Source organism: Streptomyces beigongshangae, from assembly GCF_019710745.1.
In the GTDB taxonomy this organism is placed as follows: domain Bacteria; phylum Actinomycetota; class Actinomycetes; order Streptomycetales; family Streptomycetaceae; genus Streptomyces; species Streptomyces beigongshangae.
The window spans coordinates 1-17,248 of the sequence record NZ_JAHKJW010000040.1 but is presented as its reverse complement, the minus strand read 5'-3'; the positions used below and the strand labels follow the sequence as shown (position 1 = coordinate 17,248).

Sequence of the window (17,248 nt, the reverse complement as noted above, 5' to 3'; positions counted from 1 at the left end):
CTCTAGGCTGGCCGGGTGTCCAAATCGCCGGTGAGAGCACAGGCCAAGGGGGCTGGGCGGGTGGGTGTACGTCGCGATTCCGCTGTGGGCGAACAGGACTCCGGTGGAGCGAAGAACACGACAAAAGCGGCAGGGCCGGGTCGGGTGAGGAGCGCGGCCGGAGCGGCCGGGGCCGCGGCGGGGGCCGCCGCCTCGGAGATGGCCGCGGCGGCGAAGAAGGCGGCGGTCGCCAAGAAGGCCGCCGCCGCGAAGCGGACTGCCAAGAAGGGCGCGCCCGGGACTACGGAGGGTGCGTCGGGGAAGGCGCCCGCGAAGAAGGCTGTGCCGACCGGGAGAGCCGGGGCACCCGGGAAGTCCGCGCCGTCCGGGGCGCAGGCCGGGAAGGCCGCGGTTGCCGCGGAACCTGCGACGACCGAGAAGTCCGCGCCTGCCGTGCAGGCCGTGTCCGCCAGGAGAGCAGTGCCTGCCAAGAAGTCCGCGTCCGCCGAGCAGACGGCGTCCGCCGAGCAGACGGCGTCCGCCGAGAAGTCCGCGTCCGCGAAGAAGTCCGCACCCGCGAAGAAGGCTGCGTCCGTAAAGAAGACCGCATCCGCCAGGAAAGGCGGAACCGACGGCAAGGCGGCTCCCGCCCGTGTCGTCCCCGCCGGGCCGTCCCGGAACGAGTCCCGTACCGCTCTCGTCCGGCGGGCGCGCCGCATCAATCGTGAACTCGCCGAGGTGTACCCGTACGCCCACCCGGAGCTGGACTTCGAGAACCCCTTCCAGCTCGTGGTCGCCACCGTCCTGTCGGCGCAGACGACCGACCTGAGGGTGAACCAGACGACACCGGCGCTCTTCGCGAAGTACCCCACGCCCGAGGACCTGGCGGCGGCGGACCCGGAGGAGGTCGAGGAGATCCTCCGGCCCACGGGCTTCTTCCGGGCCAAGACCAAGTCGGTCATGGGCCTCTCGAAGGCGCTGCGGGACGACTTCGGCGGCGAGGTCCCCGGTCGCCTCGAAGACCTCGTCAAGCTGCCCGGCGTCGGCCGCAAGACCGCCTTCGTGGTCCTCGGCAACGCCTTCGGCCGCCCCGGCATCACCGTGGACACCCACTTCCAGCGGCTCGTACGGCGCTGGCAGTGGACCACCGAGAAGGAGCCGGAGAAGATCGAGCCGGCCATCGGCGAGCTCTTCCCGAAGAGCGACTGGACGATGCTGTCGCACCATGTGATCTTCCACGGCCGCCGTATCTGCCACGCCCGCAAACCCGCCTGCGGCGCCTGCCCCATCGCTCCGCTCTGCCCGGCGTACGGAGAGGGCGAGACCGACCCGGAGAAGGCGAAGAAGCTCCTGAAGTACGAGAAGGGCGGCTTCCCCGGCCAGCGCCTCAACCCCCCGCAGGCATACCTGGACGCCGGCGGCATCCCCGCCCCGCCGCTCGGAGCGACCGCCCCCGATGCACCCGCCCCCGATGCACCCGCCCCCGGTTCACCCGCACAGGGCACGGTATGACGGAACGATCCTCGGCACCGGGGGCGTTGAGAGCAGCAGAACGGGGGTGGCGATGACGCGCGCGAGCCACACGCACGACAGGTACGAGACGCAAGGCGAGTACGACATACAGGATGAGTACGACATAAAGGACGGGTGCGCCGCAGACGGCAGGCGCGGCACGCCGCAGGACGGCCCGGTCCTGAGCACGGTCGGGCTGCCCGGCTGGCTGGACCCGGTGGTGCGCGCCGTCGAGACGGTCCGCCCCCGCCAGCTGAGCCGCTTCCTGCCGCCCGAGGACGGCACGGGACGCCAGTCGGCCGTGCTGGTCCTCTTCGGCGAGGGCGAGCGCGGCCCCGAGCTGCTGCTCATGGAGCGCGCCACCTCGCTCAGATCGCACGCGGGGCAGCCGTCGTTCCCGGGCGGCGCCCTCGACCCGGAGGACGGCGACCCGGCGGACGACGGACCGCTGCGGGCCGCGCTCCGCGAGGCCGAGGAGGAGACCGGACTCGACCCCCGCGGTGTCCAGCTCTTCGGCGTGCTCCCGAAGCTCTACATCCCGGTGAGCCACTTCGTGGTCACCCCGGTCCTCGGCTGGTGGCGCGAGCCGACCCCGGTCGGCGCGGTCGACCCGAACGAGACCGCGCGGGTCTTCACCGTTCCCGTGGCGGATCTCACGGATTCCGCCAACCGCGCGACCGCGGTCCACCCCATGGGTCACCGGGGTCCGGCATTCCTGGTCGAATCCGCCCTGGTGTGGGGCTTCACGGCCGGCATCATCGACCGCCTGCTCCACTACGCCGGCTGGGAGCGTCCCTGGGACCGCGACAGGCAGGTCCCGCTCGACTGGCGCGCATGACAGGGTGGCACCTGCGCCGTGTCTTCCCGGGAGGTCCCGTGCCCCCCTGCCGCCGTGCGGCGGGCCGCACCCCCGGCCAGGACGTGGCTACCGCAAAGTGACGAGGCGAGGCTCGAAGCAGTGAACGTGCTGGACATCCTGTTGGTGGTCGCCGCCGTGTGGTTCGCGATCGTGGGCTATCGCCAGGGGTTCGTCGTCGGCATCCTGTCGGTGACCGGGTTCCTGGGCGGCGGCCTCGTCGCCGTCTACCTCCTGCCCGTCGTCTGGGACGCGGTGACCGACGGCGCGAAGGTGAGTACGACCGCCGCCGTCGTCGCCGTGGTCGTGGTGATCGTCTGTGCCTCGATCGGCCAGGCCCTCACCACCCACCTCGGCAACAAACTGCGCCGGTACATCACCTGGTCGCCGGCGCGCGCCCTGGACGCCACGGGCGGCGCCCTCGTCAACGTCGTGGCGATGCTCCTGGTCGCCTGGCTGATCGGTTCGGCCCTCGCCGGTACGACACTGCCGACGCTCGGCAGGGAGGTCCGCGAGTCCAAGGTGCTGCACGGGGTGGCGGGCACGCTGCCCGACCAGGCCAACACCTGGTTCGACGACTTCTCGTCGGTCCTCGCCCAGAACGGCTTCCCGCAGGTCTTCAGCCCTTTCTCGGACGAGCAGATCAACGAGGTGGACCCGCCCGACCCGGCCCTCGCGTCCAGTCGGGTCGCGGTCCGGGCCCAGCGCTCGATCGTCAAGGTCACCGGTACCGCCCAGAGTTGCGGCAAGGTCCTCGAAGGCACCGGTTTCGTCTTCGGCCAGCGCCGCGTGATGACCAACGCCCACGTGGTGGGCGGCGTGGACGAGCCGTACGTACAGATAGGCGGCGAGGGCAGGCGGTACGCCGCGAAGGTCGTGCTCTACGACTGGGAGCGCGACATCGCCGTGCTCGACGTGCCGGAACTGCGGGCGCCCGTCCTGCGGTTCGCCTCCCGCGAGGCGGCCGCGGGGGACGGCGCGATCGTCGCGGGCTTCCCGGAGAACGGCTCGTACACGGTCAACGCGGCGCGCGTGCGCGGCCCCATCACCGCCAACGGTCCGGACATCTACCACCGGGGCACCGTGCGGCGGGGGGTGTACTCGCTCTTCGCGACGGTGCGTCAGGGCAACTCCGGCGGCCCGCTGCTCACCCCGGACGGCGAGGTGTACGGCGTGGTGTTCGCGAAGTCCCTCGACGACCCCGACACGGGGTACGCGCTCACCGTGGAGGAGGTCCGGGAGGACATCGTCGAGGGCCGCAGCGCCAACCAGCAGGTGGACAGCGACAGCTGCGCGCTCTAGCCCGAACCGACAGGACCTGAACCAGCAGGTCTTGGAGCGGGTGGAAGACCCCGGAGTGGAAGACCCCGGAGTGGAAAACCTCGGAGCGGAAGGGCCCGCGGAAGGACCCGGCGGACGGGCCCGGCAGGACGCCGGCCGCCAGGGTCACGCGGATGAAGGTTTCCCGGCGGCTCAGCCGCGGGGATGACGCAGGCGGGCCGAGACCCAGCGGGCCCGGCGCCTCAGAATACGCGGGATCCCCAGTCGAGGATCGGCGCCCTGCATCTGCGGGGCACCCCTCTGATGGGAGATCAGCCCGCCGATCGAGCGGCGGTTGCGTGCTACGTCACTGTAGTCGTGCGTCCAGCCCATACCCCGACGTCTGCCCCCGCCCCAAGGTCGATAACCGCCCTCACGCTCCTCAATTGGCGTATGCGGCGGGCAATTGGCGGCCGTGGAACAGGCGTTCCTGGGACGTGTGTGGCGCACGGTGCGACAGGCCCTGCGAGCACCCGTCGGACCTGCGGTGCGTGTCTCAGCGGTCCGGCTCGGGGTCCTTCAGCCAGTTCACCAGTTCGGTGGAGAACGCCGCCGGGTCCTCCTCGTGCGGGAAGTGCCCGAGCCCGTCGAACAGCCGCCAGCGATACGGCGCTTCGACGTACTCCCCGGAGCCCGCCGCGCTCCGCGTACGCATCACCGGGTCGAGCGAACCGTGCAGATGCAGCGTCGGCACCCGCACCGGCCGCTTCATGCGCCGGTTGAACTGGATGCCGTCGGGGCGGGCCATCGAACGCACCATCCACCGGTAGGGCTCGACCGCGCAGTGCGCGGTCGAGGGGATGAGCATCGCCCGCCGGTACGTCTCCACGACGTCGTCGTCCGGCAGCTGCGGCCCCGACCAGTCCCGGATGAGCCGGCCGACCAGGGCGCCCCCGTCGGCGATCAGCCGGCGCTCCGGGAGCCAGGGCCGCTGGAAGCCCCAGACGTACGAACCGGCGGCGGTCTGCTTCATGTCCGAGAGCATCGCCGAACGCCAGCGCCGGGGATGGGGCATCGAGGAGACGGCGAGCCGGCGCACCAGCTTGGGGCGCATCACGGCGGCCGTCCACGCCAGATAGCCGCCGAGGTCATGGCCGACGAGCGCGGCGTCGGGCTCCCCGAGGGACCGTACGACCCCGGTGATGTCGAGCGCCAGGTTCGCGGGGTCGTAGCCGCGCGGGGTGCGGTCGCTGCCGCCGACGCCCCGCAGATCCATCGCGACCGCGCGGAAGCCCGCCTCGGAGAGCGCCACCAGCTGATGCCGCCAGGCCCACCAGAACTGCGGGAAACCGTGCAACAGCAGGACCAGCGGCCCCTCACCCATCTCCGCGATGTGGAAGCGCGCGCCGTTCGCGGCGACGTCCCGGTGGATCACCTCTTTCGCACCGGGCACGTCGAGCCGTACGACAGAGGTGGGTTGAGCCGGTGGTGCCTGCCCCGCAGGGGTGGAGGAGCCCGTCATGAGGACGAGCGTGCCACAACCTCGATTCCGTCACCGACCCGGTCCGCGGAGGTCACCTGGCGGGGGTGCGGCTTCACGTTCTGCAGTACGGCTGCCGATTCCTTGACCGAGGCCGCGGTCTTCTGGGGGCCCTTCCCCTTCTTGGCCTTCTTCGCGAAGACCACGCCGAGCAGCGCGAGCGCCGCGGCGACCAGCACGTTCGCGGCGAAGGACAGCAGGAAGCAGACGGCCAGGTTCCAGTCGCTCCAGGTGCGGATGCCGTACGCCAGGGCGAAGCTCAGCATCGGCAGGGAGAAGATCAGTACCGCGCCGGCCGCGCTGAACGCGCCGCCGCCCACCGCTCCGCGCTTGACGTCATGCTTGAGCTGCGCCTTCGCCAGTGCGATCTCGTCATGCACCAGCGCGGACATCTCGGTCGTCGCCGAGGCGACCAGCTGGCCGATGCTGCGTTCGGCGCCGACCGGGCTGCCGTCGGGTGCGCTCATCGCGTTCTCCCTGTTGTCTTGTCGCCGTTGTCTTGTCGTCTGTGCTGTCGGTCTGTGCTGCCGGTCCGTGTTGTCGGTCGGTGCAGTGCGTTTGTGCTGCCCCGCCGGGCCGTACGTTTCGGACCGTGTGTGTCAGATCATGCCGGACCGTCGTGCTCCTCGCCTGCCCCGCCCGTCACTTCGGCAAGCCTTCGGTGTTCGGCGGCCTTGCGCTCGTAGATCTCGGCCATGCGCAGGTGGTAGCCGGGGTCGTCCTGCTCGTACACGTCGGGGACCCCGGAGTGGTCCTCGTCGCGCTCCTCGGTCTCCCACAGCCTGCGGTACCTGGTGTTGCGCACCTTCAGCAGCACGCCCGACAGGACGGTCGCGATCAGGGAGCCCGTCAGCACGGCGGCCTTGACCCCGTCGGTGAGCGACGGGTCGTCCGTGAAGGCGAGCTCGCCGATGAGCAGCGACACGGTGAAGCCGATGCCCGCGAGCGAGGCCACCGCGAAGACGTCCGGCCAGGCGAGGTCGTCGGAGAGCGACGCCCGTGTGAAGCGGACCGCCAGCCACGTACCGCCGAAGACCCCGACGGTCTTGCCGACGACGAGACCGAGCACCACCCCGAGCGTCTCCGGCTGGGTGAACACGTTGCCGAGCGCGCTGCCCGACACCCCGACCCCGGCGCTGAACAGGGCGAACAGCGGCACGGCGAGGCCGGCCGACAGGGGGCGTACGAGATGGGCGACGCGTTCGCCGGGCGAGTGCTCCTCGCCTTCGTCCCTGCGGGTGGTGCAGCGCAGCATCAGCCCCATCGCGACGCCCGCGACGGTGGCGTGGACACCGCTGTTGTACATCAGGCCCCATACGACCAGGGCGAGCGGCACGTACACGTACCAGCCGCGTACGCCCTTCCTGAGCAGCAGCCAGAAGACGGCGAGGGCGGCGGCGGCGCCGCCGAGCGCGGCGAAGTCCAGGCCGTCGGTGAAGAAGACCGCGATGATCAGGATGGCGAAGAGGTCGTCGACGACGGCGAGCGTGAGGAGGAAGGCGCGCAGGGCGCTCGGCAGCGAGGTGCCGAGGACGGCGAGGACGGCGAGCGCGAAGGCGATGTCGGTGGCGGTGGGTACGGCCCAGCCGGCGAGCGAGCCGCCGCCGGTGACGCCGACCAGGGTGTAGACCAGCGCGGGCACGGCCATCCCGCAGAGCGCGGCGACGACGGGGAGCACGGCGGCCCGCGGGTCCTTGAGGTCGCCGTCGACCAGTTCGCGCTTGAGTTCCACGCCGGCGACGAAGAAGAAGACCGCGAGGAGGCCGTCGGCGGCCCAGTGCTCGACGGAGAGGTCCAGGCCGAGTGCGGCGGGTCCGAAGTGGAAGTCCCGGACGGACTCGTAACTCTCCCGGACCGGGGTGTTCGCCCAGATCAGCGCGGCGACGGCGGCGACGAGCAGGAGGACGCCGCCGACCGTCTCGGTGCGCAGCGCGTCCGCGACGGAGGTGCGTTCGGGAAGCGAGAGCCGTCCGAGGGCCTTGCGGTCCTCGGCGGACCGACGGTCTTCGGCGGACCTGTCTTCGGTGGACTGGTGCTCGGTGGACTGGTGCTCGGTGGACCGGTCCTTGGCGGACCGGTCCTCGGCGGACCGGTGTTCCGGGCCGGGAGCGGGGGGCGGGGAAGGGGTGGGCGCGGACACGGGGCGGCCTCCGGTCGGTGGGCAGGACTGATCACATGCCGACCAGACTTCCCGGCGCACCTATGAAGATCCCCGAACTCGCCGAGAGTTCGGAGGTCGTTTGTCATTTGCCGCGGTCGACGTGGTGACGCGCCGACCGGCTGACGCTGCGCTGCTGACGCGCGCTCCCCAGCTTACCCACGACATGGCCGGCCGGGCTTCCCGCCCAGGGAGCGGACGCGGCAGGGGCACCCGGCGTGTTCGCTGCCGGGTGCCCCTGCGGGAACCGTTTCCCCGTGTGCCGCGCGTCGTGTGCCGCGCGTCGTGTGCTGCGCGCCGCGCGTCGGTCCTCAGTCCTCGCTGGGCGCCGCGGGGAGCTTCGTCTGGATGAGGTCCATCACCGTGGAGTCGGTGAGGGTGGTGACATCACCCAGCTGGCGGTTCTCCGCGACGTCGCGCAGCAGCCGACGCATGATCTTGCCGGAACGGGTCTTGGGCAGCTCGGCCACCGGCAGGATCCGCTTCGGCTTGGCGATCGGGCCGAGGGTCTTACCGACGTGGTCGCGCAGCTCGCCCACGAGGGTCTCGGTCTCCGACGCCGAACCGCGCAGGATCACGAAGGCCACGATCGACTGGCCGGTCGTCTCGTCGGCCGCGCCCACGACGGCCGCCTCGGCGACCGACGGGTGGGAGACGAGCGCCGACTCGACCTCGGTGGTCGAGATGTTGTGTCCGGAGACGAGCATCACGTCGTCCACCCGGCCCAGCAGCCAGATGTCGCCGTCGTCGTCCTTCTTGGCGCCGTCGCCCGCGAAGTACTTGCCCTCGAAACGCGACCAGTACGTGTCGACGAACCGCTGGTCGTCGCCCCAGATGGTGCGCAGCATCGACGGCCACGGCTCGGTCAGCACCAGGTAGCCGCCACCGCCGTCGGGGACCTCCCGCGCCTCGTCGTCGACGACCGTCGCCGAGATGCCCGGCAGCGCCCGCTGCGCGGACCCCGGCTTGGTGTCGGTCACGCCCGGCAGCGGCGAGATCATCATCGAGCCGGTCTCGGTCTGCCACCAGGTGTCCACGATCGGGGTGCGGTCGCCGCCGATGTGCTTGCGGTACCAGATCCACGCCTCGGGGTTGATCGGCTCACCGACGGAGCCGAGGACCCGCAGGCTCGACAGGTCGAACTTCGCGGGGATGTCGTCGCCCCACTTCATGAACGTACGGATGGCCGTCGGGGCGGTGTAGAGGATCGTCACGCCGTACTTCTGGACGATCTCCCAGAAGCGCCCCTGGTGCGGGGTGTCGGGCGTGCCCTCGTACATCACCTGGGTCGCGCCGTTCGCCAGCGGTCCGTACGTGATGTACGAGTGCCCGGTCACCCAGCCGATGTCGGCCGTGCACCAGTAGACGTCGGTCTCCGGCTTGAGGTCGAAGACGGAGTGGTGCGTGTACGCGGTCTGGGTGAGGTAGCCGCCGGAGGTGTGCAGGATGCCCTTCGGCTTGCCCGTCGTCCCCGAGGTGTAGAGGATGAACAGCGGCTGCTCGGCGTCGAACGCCTCGGGCGTGTGCTCGGCGGACTGCTTCTGCGTGATCTCGTGCCACCAGATGTCGCGGCCCTCGGTCCACGCGACCTCCTGGCCCGTGCGGCGCACCACGAGGACCTTGTCCACACCGTCGACCCGGGAGACCGCCTCGTCGACGGCCGGTTTGAGCGCGGCCGGCTTGCCGCGGCGGTAGCCGCCGTCCGCGGTGATGACCAGCTTGGCGTCGGCGTCCTGGATGCGCGTGGCGATGGCGTCCGCGGAGAAGCCGCCGAAGACCACGGAGTGCGCGGCGCCGATACGGGCGCAGGCCAGCATCGCGACGACGGCCTCGGGGATCATCGGCAGGTACACGGCGACCCGGTCGCCCTTCCCGACGCCCAGCTCGGTGAGGGCGTTGGCGGCCCGTGAGACCTCGTCCTTGAGGTCGGCGTAGGTGAGGGTGCGGCTGTCACCGGGCTCGCCCTCGAAGTGGATGGCGACGCGGTCGCCGTGGCCGGCCTCGACGTGCCGGTCCACGCAGTTGTACGCGACGTTGAGCTGCCCGTCCTTGAACCACTTCGCGAACGGCGGGTTCGACCAGTCCAGGGTCTCGGTCGGCTCGGTGGCCCAGGTCAGCCGACGGGCCTGCTCGGCCCAGAAGCCGAGCCTGTCAGCCTTGGCCTGCTCGTACGCCTCCGCGGTGACGTTGGCGTTCGCGGCCAGGTCTGCGGGCGGCGCGAACCTGCGTTCTTCCTTGAGCAGGTTGGCCAGGCTTTCGTTGCTCACGACATCTCCCTTTCCCAGGGTGTCCGTTGTGTCCCAGGCCACAGCTCATCAGACGCGGACCCCCGGTGACAAGGGTCGTCCGGGAATTGGTTTAGACCTGTGTTCGGGATCATGTGTGCGGGATCCTGTGTGCGTGTGGCCTGTCCGCGGGCACGGAAGGCCACACGTTGTCACGGACGGGGGAGAGCAGCGGTTCAGGCTCGCGGCCGGGGCGAGCGCGCGGAGAGGGCTCAGACGAGAACTCAGACGAGAACTCAGGTGGGGCTCAGGTGAGAGCTGATGGCTCAGGCGAGGGCTCAGGCGGGTGTCCCGTGCAGGTCCGTCGCCGCGACCCGGTCGAAGAGCTCGCCCTCCTCTCCGCCCTCGGGGGACGCTGTCTCCGTGAGGAGGTACGCCTGGGCCTCGCCCACGTGGAAGTACATCCCGTGCAGTTCGAGCGCGCCCTCCTCCAGCGCCCGCGTCACGGCGTCGTGCGCCCTTAGATGCTCCAGTTGCTGCACGACATTGGTGAGGCAGAGCTGCTCGACGGCGTCGGCGGGCGCGCGTCCGGCGATCCGCGTCCAGGGCTGGTCCTCGGCGGTCATCCGCTGCACGCTGGGCAGCCCGTGCCGCAGCCACCGCTGCAGGGGCGTCTGCGCACTGCCCGCCCCGGTGTTCATCAGCGCCTGCATGGCCCCGCAGCCGGAGTGCCCGCACACGGTGATGGACCGCACTTTCAGCACCTCGACCGCGTACTCGATCGCGGCCGCCACCGAGTCGTCGCGGCTCTCCTCCCCGGGGGGCGGCACCAGATTGCCGACGTTGCGCACGACGAAGAGGTCACCGGGACCGCTGGAGGTGATCATCGAGGTGACCAGCCGGGAGTCGGCACAGGTCAGGAAGAGCTGCGAGGGCCGCTGCCCCTCCCGCGCGAGCCGGGCCAGCTCGCCGCGCACCAGTGGGGCGGTGTTGCGCTGGAACGAACTGATGCCGCTGGCCAGCTGATGCCCGCTGCGGCCCCCACCGGGCGGTGGTGTCTCGGGGCTCTCGCAATGGTGGTTGCGCCAGGGGGTCCAGGGCCGGCAGTGGCAGGGTGAGGTGTGCCTCCGGCCGTCCTTGGTGTGCGGTTCCGCGAGCCGCGTCCCGGTGCGCCCGGTCAGCTCGACGGAACCGCCTCCGTTGACATGCGCGCTCTGCCAGTCGTACAGCGATTCGTACGCCGCGTGGTCCATGAAGGAGCCGTCCAGCTCCACGACCGCCTCGGCACCCGATGGCACCCGATGCAGCGCCCGGCTGAGGCGCGGCACCGCGAGGAACGTCAGCTGGCCGCGCACCTGCACCTGATGGACGCCGTCCGGCCCCACCTCGTGGGTGATCCGCGTACGCGTGAGGCGGTGCAGGGCGACGCCGACGGCCACGGCGATGCCGAGTGTGACGCCGTGCAGGACGCCGAGGACGACGACGCCGAGGGTGGTGACGGCGTACACCAGCACCTCGCGGTGGCGGGTGACCGTGCGGATGTGGTGCAGGGAGACCATTTTGATGCCGACGGCCATCACCAGGGCGGCCAGCGCCGCGAGGGGGATCAGCTCCAGGAACGGGACCATCAGCAACGCGGCCAGCACCACCCAGACGCCGTGCAGCATCGTGGAGTTGCGGCTGACGGCACCGGCCTGGACGTTCGCCGAGCTGCGTACGGCCACGCCCGCGACGGGGAGCCCGCCGAGCGACCCGGAGACGATGTTGGCGGCGCCCTGCCCGAGCAGCTCGCGGTCGAGGTCGGAGCGCCCCTGCTGAGCAGGCCGCCTGGCCGTGAGCTTGTCCACGGCGACGGCGCCCAGGAGCGACTGGACACTGCACACCAGCGTGGTGGTGAGCACGGCGGCGGCGATGCCGAGCACCGGGCCCTCGGGCAGTCCGGCCAGGGCGTGGCTGCGCCAGGACGGCAGGTCGACCTTGGGCAGGGTGAGTCCGGCGAGGGCCGCCGTCGCGGTGGCCGCGGCGACGGCGACGAGCGCGGCCGGGACGGTGCGCAGCATCCCTCCCAGACGGCCGGGCAGCCGCGGCCAGACGAGCAGGAGGGTCAGTGTGAGGGCGCTCATCGACAGCGCCGCCACCTGGGGGTGGGCCAGCTGGGCGGGCAGTTCCCGCACGTTGTCGACGACCGCGCTGCTCGGGGAGCCGCCCAGCACGATGTGCAGCTGGGCGACGGCGATGGTGATGCCGATGCCGGCCAGCATGCCGTGCACGATCGCGGGGCTGACGGCGAGGGCGGAACGCGCCACCCGCAGGCATCCCAGGCCGAGTTGGACCAGTCCGACGAGGACGGTGATGGCGCAGGTCGTACGCCATCCGTACTTCTGGATGAGGTCGGCGGTGACCACGGTGAGCCCCGCGGCGGGTCCGCTCACCTGGAGCGGTGCCCCGCCGAGCCGGCCGACCACGAGCCCGCCCGCGGCGGCGGCGACGAGCCCCGCCTGCAGCGGTGCTCCGGTGGCGAGGGCGATACCCAGGGACAGGGGCAGGGCGATCAGGAAGACGGCGATCGAGGCGGACAGGTCGGCGCGCGCGATCCGGGGAAGCCGCGGGGGTCGGCGGCCGGAGCGGTCGGACCCGGGTGGGCTGTGCGGATGCCCTTCGGCGGGCGGGTGCGAAGAGTCTTCGGTGCGGGTGGGGACGCAGGCAGGCATGGTTCCCGTCTCCTCCGGGGCTGCGCGGTCGCTTGGGGCGGCCGTGGGTCACGGCGTACAACGGCGGGATTTCTCAACGCTCGGTAAACGAATCGTAATGGAGGGTAAAGGACGTGTGCGGAAAAATGGAGCAAATAGGTCACTAGTTCACTCCGGAGAGTGATTAGTAATCTTGGTCGGCTTGTCACACCACTCCCTTCCCGGGCCTCTGCGATCTTGACTTCGCCGTCCGTTTTGTCCCGATCGAAGGAAGAAGGTGGGCGGAACATGGCCACCACGCGGAGAATCACGCGGGGAATCACGCAGGGCATCACCACGAGCGCCGCCCTCGCCGCTGTGTGCACCGCCTCGCTCGCCGGCTGCGGGATCGGCGGACGGGGCGGCCCCGAGGCGGGCGCGCGGACCGAGGGTGCGCGAGCCAAGGGCGCGCACGGCGCCAGGAAGGGCGCGGGTGCCGCGCCCGGTAGCCGGGTCCGGCTGATCGGCGACGGCTCCACCGCGTTCACCGGCGCTCAGCCCCGGCTGCGACGGGCCGAGCGGCTGAAGCCCGGCCGGCGACCGCCGCAGTTCGTGGTCTTCTCGTGGGACGGCGCGGGCGAGGACGGCCAGCGGCTGTTCTCCCACTTCCGCAAGGTGGCCAGGAAGAACCGGGCGACCATGACGTACTTCCTCAGCGGCGTCTACATGCTCCCGGAGGACAAGCGCGACCTGTACCGGCCGCCGCGGCACTCGCCCGGCCGCTCCGACATCGGCTTCAACGACGTGCGGGGCGTCAAGCGCACGGTCAAGCAGTTGCGCGGCGCCTGGCTGGAGGGCAACGAGATCGGCACGCACTTCAACGGCCACTTCTGCGGAGAGGGCGGGGTGGGCGAGTGGTCGGTCGGTGAGTGGAAGGACGAGATCGCCCAGGCGAAGTCCTTCGTCAAGTCCTGGAAGAGCAACACGGGCAGGACGAAGGGCGCCCCGCTGCCCTTCGACTACGACAGGGAACTCGTCGGCGCCCGTACGCCCTGTCTGGAAGGGCGGAAGAACTTCAGGCGGGCCGCGCGCGAACTCGGCTTCCGTTACGACACCAGCGGCGTCAACGACCAGGTCTGGCCCAAGAAGAAGAAAGGGCTGTGGGACCTGTCGATGCAGCTCGTCCCGGTCCCGGATCGCGGCTTCGAGACGCTGACCATGGACTACAACTTCATGATCAACCAGTCGGGCAGCACGTCGCAGGGCGACCCCGACCAGTACGAGTACTGGGGCGACCAGATGCGCGACGGCCTCCTCAAGGGCTTCTCCCGCGCCTACAAGGGCAACCGCGCGCCCCTGATCATCGGCAACCACTTCGAGTCCTGGAACGGCGGTACGTACATGCGCGCCGTCGAGGAGACGATCGAACGCGTCTGCACCAAGCGCGAGGTGCGCTGCGTGTCCTTCCGGCAGCTCGCCGACTGGCTCGATGCCCAGGACCCGAAGACCCTCGCCAAGCTGCGCAAGCTCAAGGTGGGCAAGTCCCCGAAGCGGGGCTGGGCGTCGTACCTGTCCGGCCGGCCCGCCCCGGCCCCGAGGGGGGTACCGGGCGCGCCGGCGGTCAGGCCGTAGCGCCTGGGCGGTGTCCGAGCGGCGTCCGGGCAGCGCCTGGACGGCGCCCGGGTGGTACCTGGTGATATCCCGCGGGGACGTACGGCGCCTGCGCGGTGCCCTTCGTGCGGCTCTGCACGGGCACCCGCGCAGGGCGTCCGCGCGGGCTGCACGGGTCGGTCGTGGCCGGTCGGCGACGCACGGGTTGACGGCACGGCGGGCGTGCGGGCACCCCGTCCGGCGGGCGGGCGGCGGTGCGCCGGCTCAGGCCGTCGCGGTCGCTGCCTCCCGCAGGACGAAGGCGGTGTCGACCTGCGCGGCCAGGTCGGCACCCGTCCGCTCGTTCCCCCACGACCGCGCGTTCTTCAGATGGAAGTGCACCATCTGCTGTGTGTAGCGCTCCCAGTCGCGCTGTTCGTAGGTCGCGTCGACGGCTGCCCGCAGGGCGCCCAGCGCACGGCGGTTCTCGTCCTCCAGCTCCTCGAACCGGGGCGTGCGGCCCTTTTCCATGGCGCGCACGAAGTCCGAGTGGCCGAACGTCAGCAGCAGGTCGTCGCCGACCTCGCTCCTGAGGAAGTCGATGTCGTCCTGGCCCTGCACCTTGTTGCCCACGACCTTCAGGGTGACGCCGAAGTCGCGCGCGTACTCCTTGTACTGGCGGTAGACGGAGACCCCCTTCCGGGTCGGCTCGGCGACGAGGAACGTCATGTCGAAACGGGTGAACATGCCGGACGCGAAGGAGTCCGAGCCCGCCGTCATGTCGACGACGACGTACTCGTCGCGCGTGTCGACGAGGTGGTTCAGGCAGAGCTCCACCGCACCGGTCTTGGAGTGGTAGCAGGCCACTCCCAGGTCCGCTTCGGTGAACGGGCCGGTGACCATCAGGCGGACGGTGCCGCCGTCGAGCTCCACCGGCCGCGCACACGCCTCGTACACCGGGTTGTCCTCGCGCACCCGCAGGAGACGCGAGCCCTCGCCGGGCGGAGTGGTCTTGATCATCGTCTCGGCCGAGGCGATGCGGGGGTTGGAGCCGCGGAGGTGGTCCTTGATGAGGCCCAGGTGCTCGCCCATGGCGGGCAGTCGCCGGGCCTGCGCGTCGGTGAGGCCGAGCGCGGTCCCGAGGTGCTGGTTGATGTCGGCGTCCACCGCGACGACGGGTGAGCCGGTGGTCGCGAGGTGACGGACGAAGAGCGAGGACAGGGTGGTCTTGCCACTGCCGCCCTTCCCGACGAAAGCAGTTTTCATGTTCATAAAGAGTAGTCGTGTGCCGGAGTCCGAGGGCTGTCCCACGTGAGGAAGACCACTCGTTCGTGGGGTGCGGCCCGGGGATGCGTAGGGTCGTACTCATGAGTACGACAGGTGCGAACGCCGACCCGCTCGCGGCGCTGGGCTCGCTGCCCGGCGTGGCGGAATCCGTCGAGTCCGTGCGCAAGGCCGTGGACCGGGTCTACGGGCACCGCGTCATGCGGCGCCGCAGCAACGAGATCACCGGTGAGGCCGCGCTGCGGGGCTCCCGCGGCTCCGCGGCGCTGTCCGGTGCGGACTGGGCCCTCGAAGAGGTGCGCCGCAGGACCGACTTCAGCGGCGACGACGAGGCCAGGGTGGTGGGCGCCGCCCTCAGGCTGACCGCCGAGACGGGCGAACTCCTCTCCATCTGGCGGCAGTCGCCCCTGCGGGTGCTGGCGCGCCTGCACCTGGTGGCCGCCGCCGACAACGGGGACGCGGTCGGACGTCCGCGCGGGGACGGGGAACTCGTCACGGAGACCCCGGCGGCGGACGCGGCGGGACCACCGCTGATCGGCCTCCCGCTGCCCGGCGCGGCCGAGGTCGCGGGACGCCTCGACGGCCTGGCGCGGCTGGTCGTCGCCGGAAGCTCGGCGCCCGCCCTGGTGACCGCCGCCGTGGTGCACGGTGAGCTCCTCGCGCTGCGCCCGTTCGGCTCCCACAACGGGCTGGTCGCGCGCGCGGCCGAACGGATCGTCCTCGTCGGCAGCGGCCTGGACCCCAAGTCGGTCTGCCCGCCCGAGGTCGGCCACGCGGAACTCGGCCGCGCGGCCTACGCCGCCGCTCTGGACGGTTATGCCTCCGGGACCCCGGAGGGGATGGCGGCCTGGATCGCGCACTGCGGCAGGGCGGTCGAACTCGGCGCCAGGGAGTCGACGGCCGTGTGCGAGGCGCTGCAGCGGGGCGCCGCGTAGGTCCCCGGACGCCGCACGGTTCCGTCCCGAACAGGGTTGCGGCGGTACGGATGTCCGTACCGCCGCTGGCATGACCACCGGGTTACCAAGCGTCCTCGGAATATTGCCCATCAGGTCGGGAACTGTTGCCCGTCGCCTGGTGCGGCTGGCCCGTAATCGACGGGTCGACGTCGCGTGGGTGCCCGGTGTTCATGCTCGGTCCGTGGGGCCTCTGTTGCGTGAGTTAGGTGTTCCTTTCGGATGTCCTGGGTCTCGCGGGCCGTCCATTCCTTTGTACTCCAGGACCGGAGCAAGCGGAAGCCCTTGCTGCACTCCTTTACTTTTACCCCAAAAGGAGTGAATCGGTCGCTCGGCCCGGAAGGGCGCGCACCGAGGCGCCGGAGGGCGGGGCGGCGGACGCGGTGCCCCGCCCTCCGACGTCGGCACGACGCCGACGCCGGTGTCGTGTCGGCGTCAGGGACCAACGCCGGCGTCGGCCGCTCAGCTCACCATTGCGCGGCGCCGGCTGGCGTACCAGACGAGCCCCGCCGTCGCCGCCGCCGCTCCTATCGCCGCCGCCGCGACGACGGCGGGCCGGGGTGGTGCGGACAGCCGCTGCTTCAGCCGCACCGGGTGATGGAAGTCGAGGACGGGCCAGCCGCGCGCGATCGCCTCGCGGCGCAGCGTGCGGCCCGGGTTCACCGCGTGCGGGTGGCCAACCGCGGCGAGCATCGGGATGTCGGTCGCCGAGTCGCTGTACGCGTAGCAGCGCGCGAGGTCGTACCCCTCGGACGCGGCCAGCTCCTTGATCGCCTCGGCCTTCGTGGGGCCGTACGCGTAGTACTCCACCTCCCCGGTGAAGCATCCGTCCTCGCCCACGGCCATGCGGGTCGCCACCACCCGGTCCGCGCCCAGGAGCTCACCGATGGGCTCCACGACCTCGGTCCCGGACGTGGAGACGATCACGACGTCCCGTCCGGCGATGTGGTGCTCCTCGATGAGGGAGGCCGCCTCGTCGTAGATGATCGGGTCGATCAGGTCGTGCAGGGTCTCGGCGACGATCTCCTTCACCTGCCGGACGTTCCAGCCGCGGCACAGCGCGGACAGGTACTCGCGCATCCGTTCCATCTGGTCGTGGTCGGCACCGCCCGCGAGGAAGACGAACTGGGCATATGCGGTACGCAACACCGCCCGGCGGTTGATCAGGCCGCCTTGGTAGAACGACTTGCTGAAGGTGAGCGCGCTCGACTTCGCAATGACC

At 71.1% G+C, this 17,248-nt stretch carries 13 protein-coding genes; 5 read left to right on the top strand and 8 right to left on the bottom strand.

The window, feature by feature from the left end:
• Positions 1-144 precede the first annotated feature (144 nt).
• The 3 genes from nth to KM933_RS26930 all read left to right on the top strand — a co-directional run bounded on the left by nth (position 145) and on the right by KM933_RS26930 (position 3,649).
• Positions 145-1,491, top strand: a complete 1,347-nt coding sequence (gene nth, locus KM933_RS26940; protein WP_308013560.1) for an endonuclease III — start codon at positions 145-147, stop codon at positions 1,489-1,491.
• Between the two features lie 52 nt (positions 1,492-1,543).
• Positions 1,544-2,329: an NUDIX hydrolase gene (locus KM933_RS26935; RefSeq protein WP_260334207.1), complete on the top strand. Its 786-nt coding sequence runs from the start codon at positions 1,544-1,546 to the stop codon at positions 2,327-2,329.
• Between the two features lie 120 nt (positions 2,330-2,449).
• Complete coding sequence (locus KM933_RS26930; protein ID WP_221356709.1) at positions 2,450-3,649, top strand: MarP family serine protease; 1,200 nt, start codon at positions 2,450-2,452, stop codon at positions 3,647-3,649.
• 171 nt (positions 3,650-3,820) lie between these two features.
• Here the strand turns inward: KM933_RS26930 and KM933_RS39695 are convergent, their stop codons facing one another.
• From KM933_RS39695 to KM933_RS26905, 6 genes are all read right to left on the bottom strand, one after another.
• A complete protein-coding gene (locus KM933_RS39695; RefSeq protein WP_260334206.1) occupies positions 3,821-4,000 on the bottom strand; it encodes a hypothetical protein in 180 nt (59 codons plus the stop codon).
• Positions 4,001-4,163: 163 nt separating this feature from the next.
• Positions 4,164-5,129: an alpha/beta fold hydrolase gene (locus KM933_RS26925; protein WP_221356707.1), complete on the bottom strand. Its 966-nt coding sequence runs from the start codon at positions 5,127-5,129 to the stop codon at positions 4,164-4,166.
• Positions 5,126-5,614: a phage holin family protein gene (locus KM933_RS26920; protein ID WP_221356705.1), complete on the bottom strand. Its 489-nt coding sequence runs from the start codon at positions 5,612-5,614 to the stop codon at positions 5,126-5,128. Before KM933_RS26920 ends, KM933_RS26925 begins: the two co-directional genes overlap by 4 nt.
• 137 nt (positions 5,615-5,751) lie before the next feature.
• A complete protein-coding gene (gene nhaA, locus KM933_RS26915) occupies positions 5,752-7,287 on the bottom strand; it encodes a Na+/H+ antiporter NhaA (protein WP_221356703.1) in 1,536 nt (511 codons plus the stop codon).
• Between the two features lie 329 nt (positions 7,288-7,616).
• Positions 7,617-9,614, bottom strand: a complete 1,998-nt coding sequence (gene acs / locus KM933_RS26910) for an acetate--CoA ligase (RefSeq protein ID WP_221356701.1) — start codon at positions 9,612-9,614, stop codon at positions 7,617-7,619.
• A 254-nt stretch (positions 9,615-9,868) separates the two neighbouring features.
• Positions 9,869-12,241, bottom strand: coding sequence for a SulP family inorganic anion transporter (locus tag KM933_RS26905; RefSeq protein WP_221356691.1), 2,373 nt, complete (start codon positions 12,239-12,241; stop codon positions 9,869-9,871).
• A gap of 267 nt (positions 12,242-12,508) precedes the next feature.
• Between KM933_RS26905 and KM933_RS26900 the strand changes: the two genes are divergently transcribed.
• Entirely contained in the window at positions 12,509-13,831 is a 1,323-nt protein-coding gene (locus KM933_RS26900) for a polysaccharide deacetylase family protein (protein WP_221356689.1), read from the top strand.
• A gap of 243 nt (positions 13,832-14,074) precedes the next feature.
• On the opposite strand, the gene KM933_RS26895 is transcribed toward KM933_RS26900, so the two are convergent.
• Positions 14,075-15,055: an ATP-binding protein gene (locus tag KM933_RS26895; protein ID WP_221356687.1), complete on the bottom strand. Its 981-nt coding sequence runs from the start codon at positions 15,053-15,055 to the stop codon at positions 14,075-14,077.
• Positions 15,056-15,156: 101 nt separating this feature from the next.
• Here KM933_RS26895 and KM933_RS26890 point away from each other — a divergent pair, with 101 nt between their 5' ends.
• The gene (locus KM933_RS26890; RefSeq protein ID WP_221356685.1) at positions 15,157-16,008 is read left to right on the top strand and encodes a Fic family protein; all 852 of its coding nucleotides are present in this window, start codon (positions 15,157-15,159) and stop codon (positions 16,006-16,008) included.
• A gap of 480 nt (positions 16,009-16,488) precedes the next feature.
• Here the strand turns inward: KM933_RS26890 and KM933_RS26885 are convergent.
• Positions 16,489-17,248 (bottom strand): HAD family hydrolase (locus tag KM933_RS26885; protein WP_221356683.1); only part of this gene is annotated, 760 nt, incomplete at its 5' end.

Excerpts from the sequence above, each read along its gene's own strand:
- KM933_RS26935 (WP_260334207.1), top strand. The coding sequence starts at position 1,544 with ATGACGCGCGCGAGCCACACGCACGACAGGTACGAGACGCAAGGCGAG.
- KM933_RS39695 (WP_260334206.1), bottom strand. The coding sequence starts at position 4,000 with ATGGGCTGGACGCACGACTACAGTGACGTAGCACGCAACCGCCGCTCG.
- KM933_RS26925 (WP_221356707.1), bottom strand. The coding sequence starts at position 5,129 with ATGACGGGCTCCTCCACCCCTGCGGGGCAGGCACCACCGGCTCAACCC.
- KM933_RS26920 (WP_221356705.1), bottom strand. The coding sequence starts at position 5,614 with ATGAGCGCACCCGACGGCAGCCCGGTCGGCGCCGAACGCAGCATCGGC.
- KM933_RS26905 (WP_221356691.1), bottom strand. The coding sequence starts at position 12,241 with ATGCCTGCCTGCGTCCCCACCCGCACCGAAGACTCTTCGCACCCGCCC.
- KM933_RS26900 (WP_221356689.1), top strand. The coding sequence starts at position 12,509 with ATGGCCACCACGCGGAGAATCACGCGGGGAATCACGCAGGGCATCACC.
- KM933_RS26895 (WP_221356687.1), bottom strand. The coding sequence starts at position 15,055 with ATGAAAACTGCTTTCGTCGGGAAGGGCGGCAGTGGCAAGACCACCCTG.
- KM933_RS26890 (WP_221356685.1), top strand. The coding sequence starts at position 15,157 with ATGAGTACGACAGGTGCGAACGCCGACCCGCTCGCGGCGCTGGGCTCG.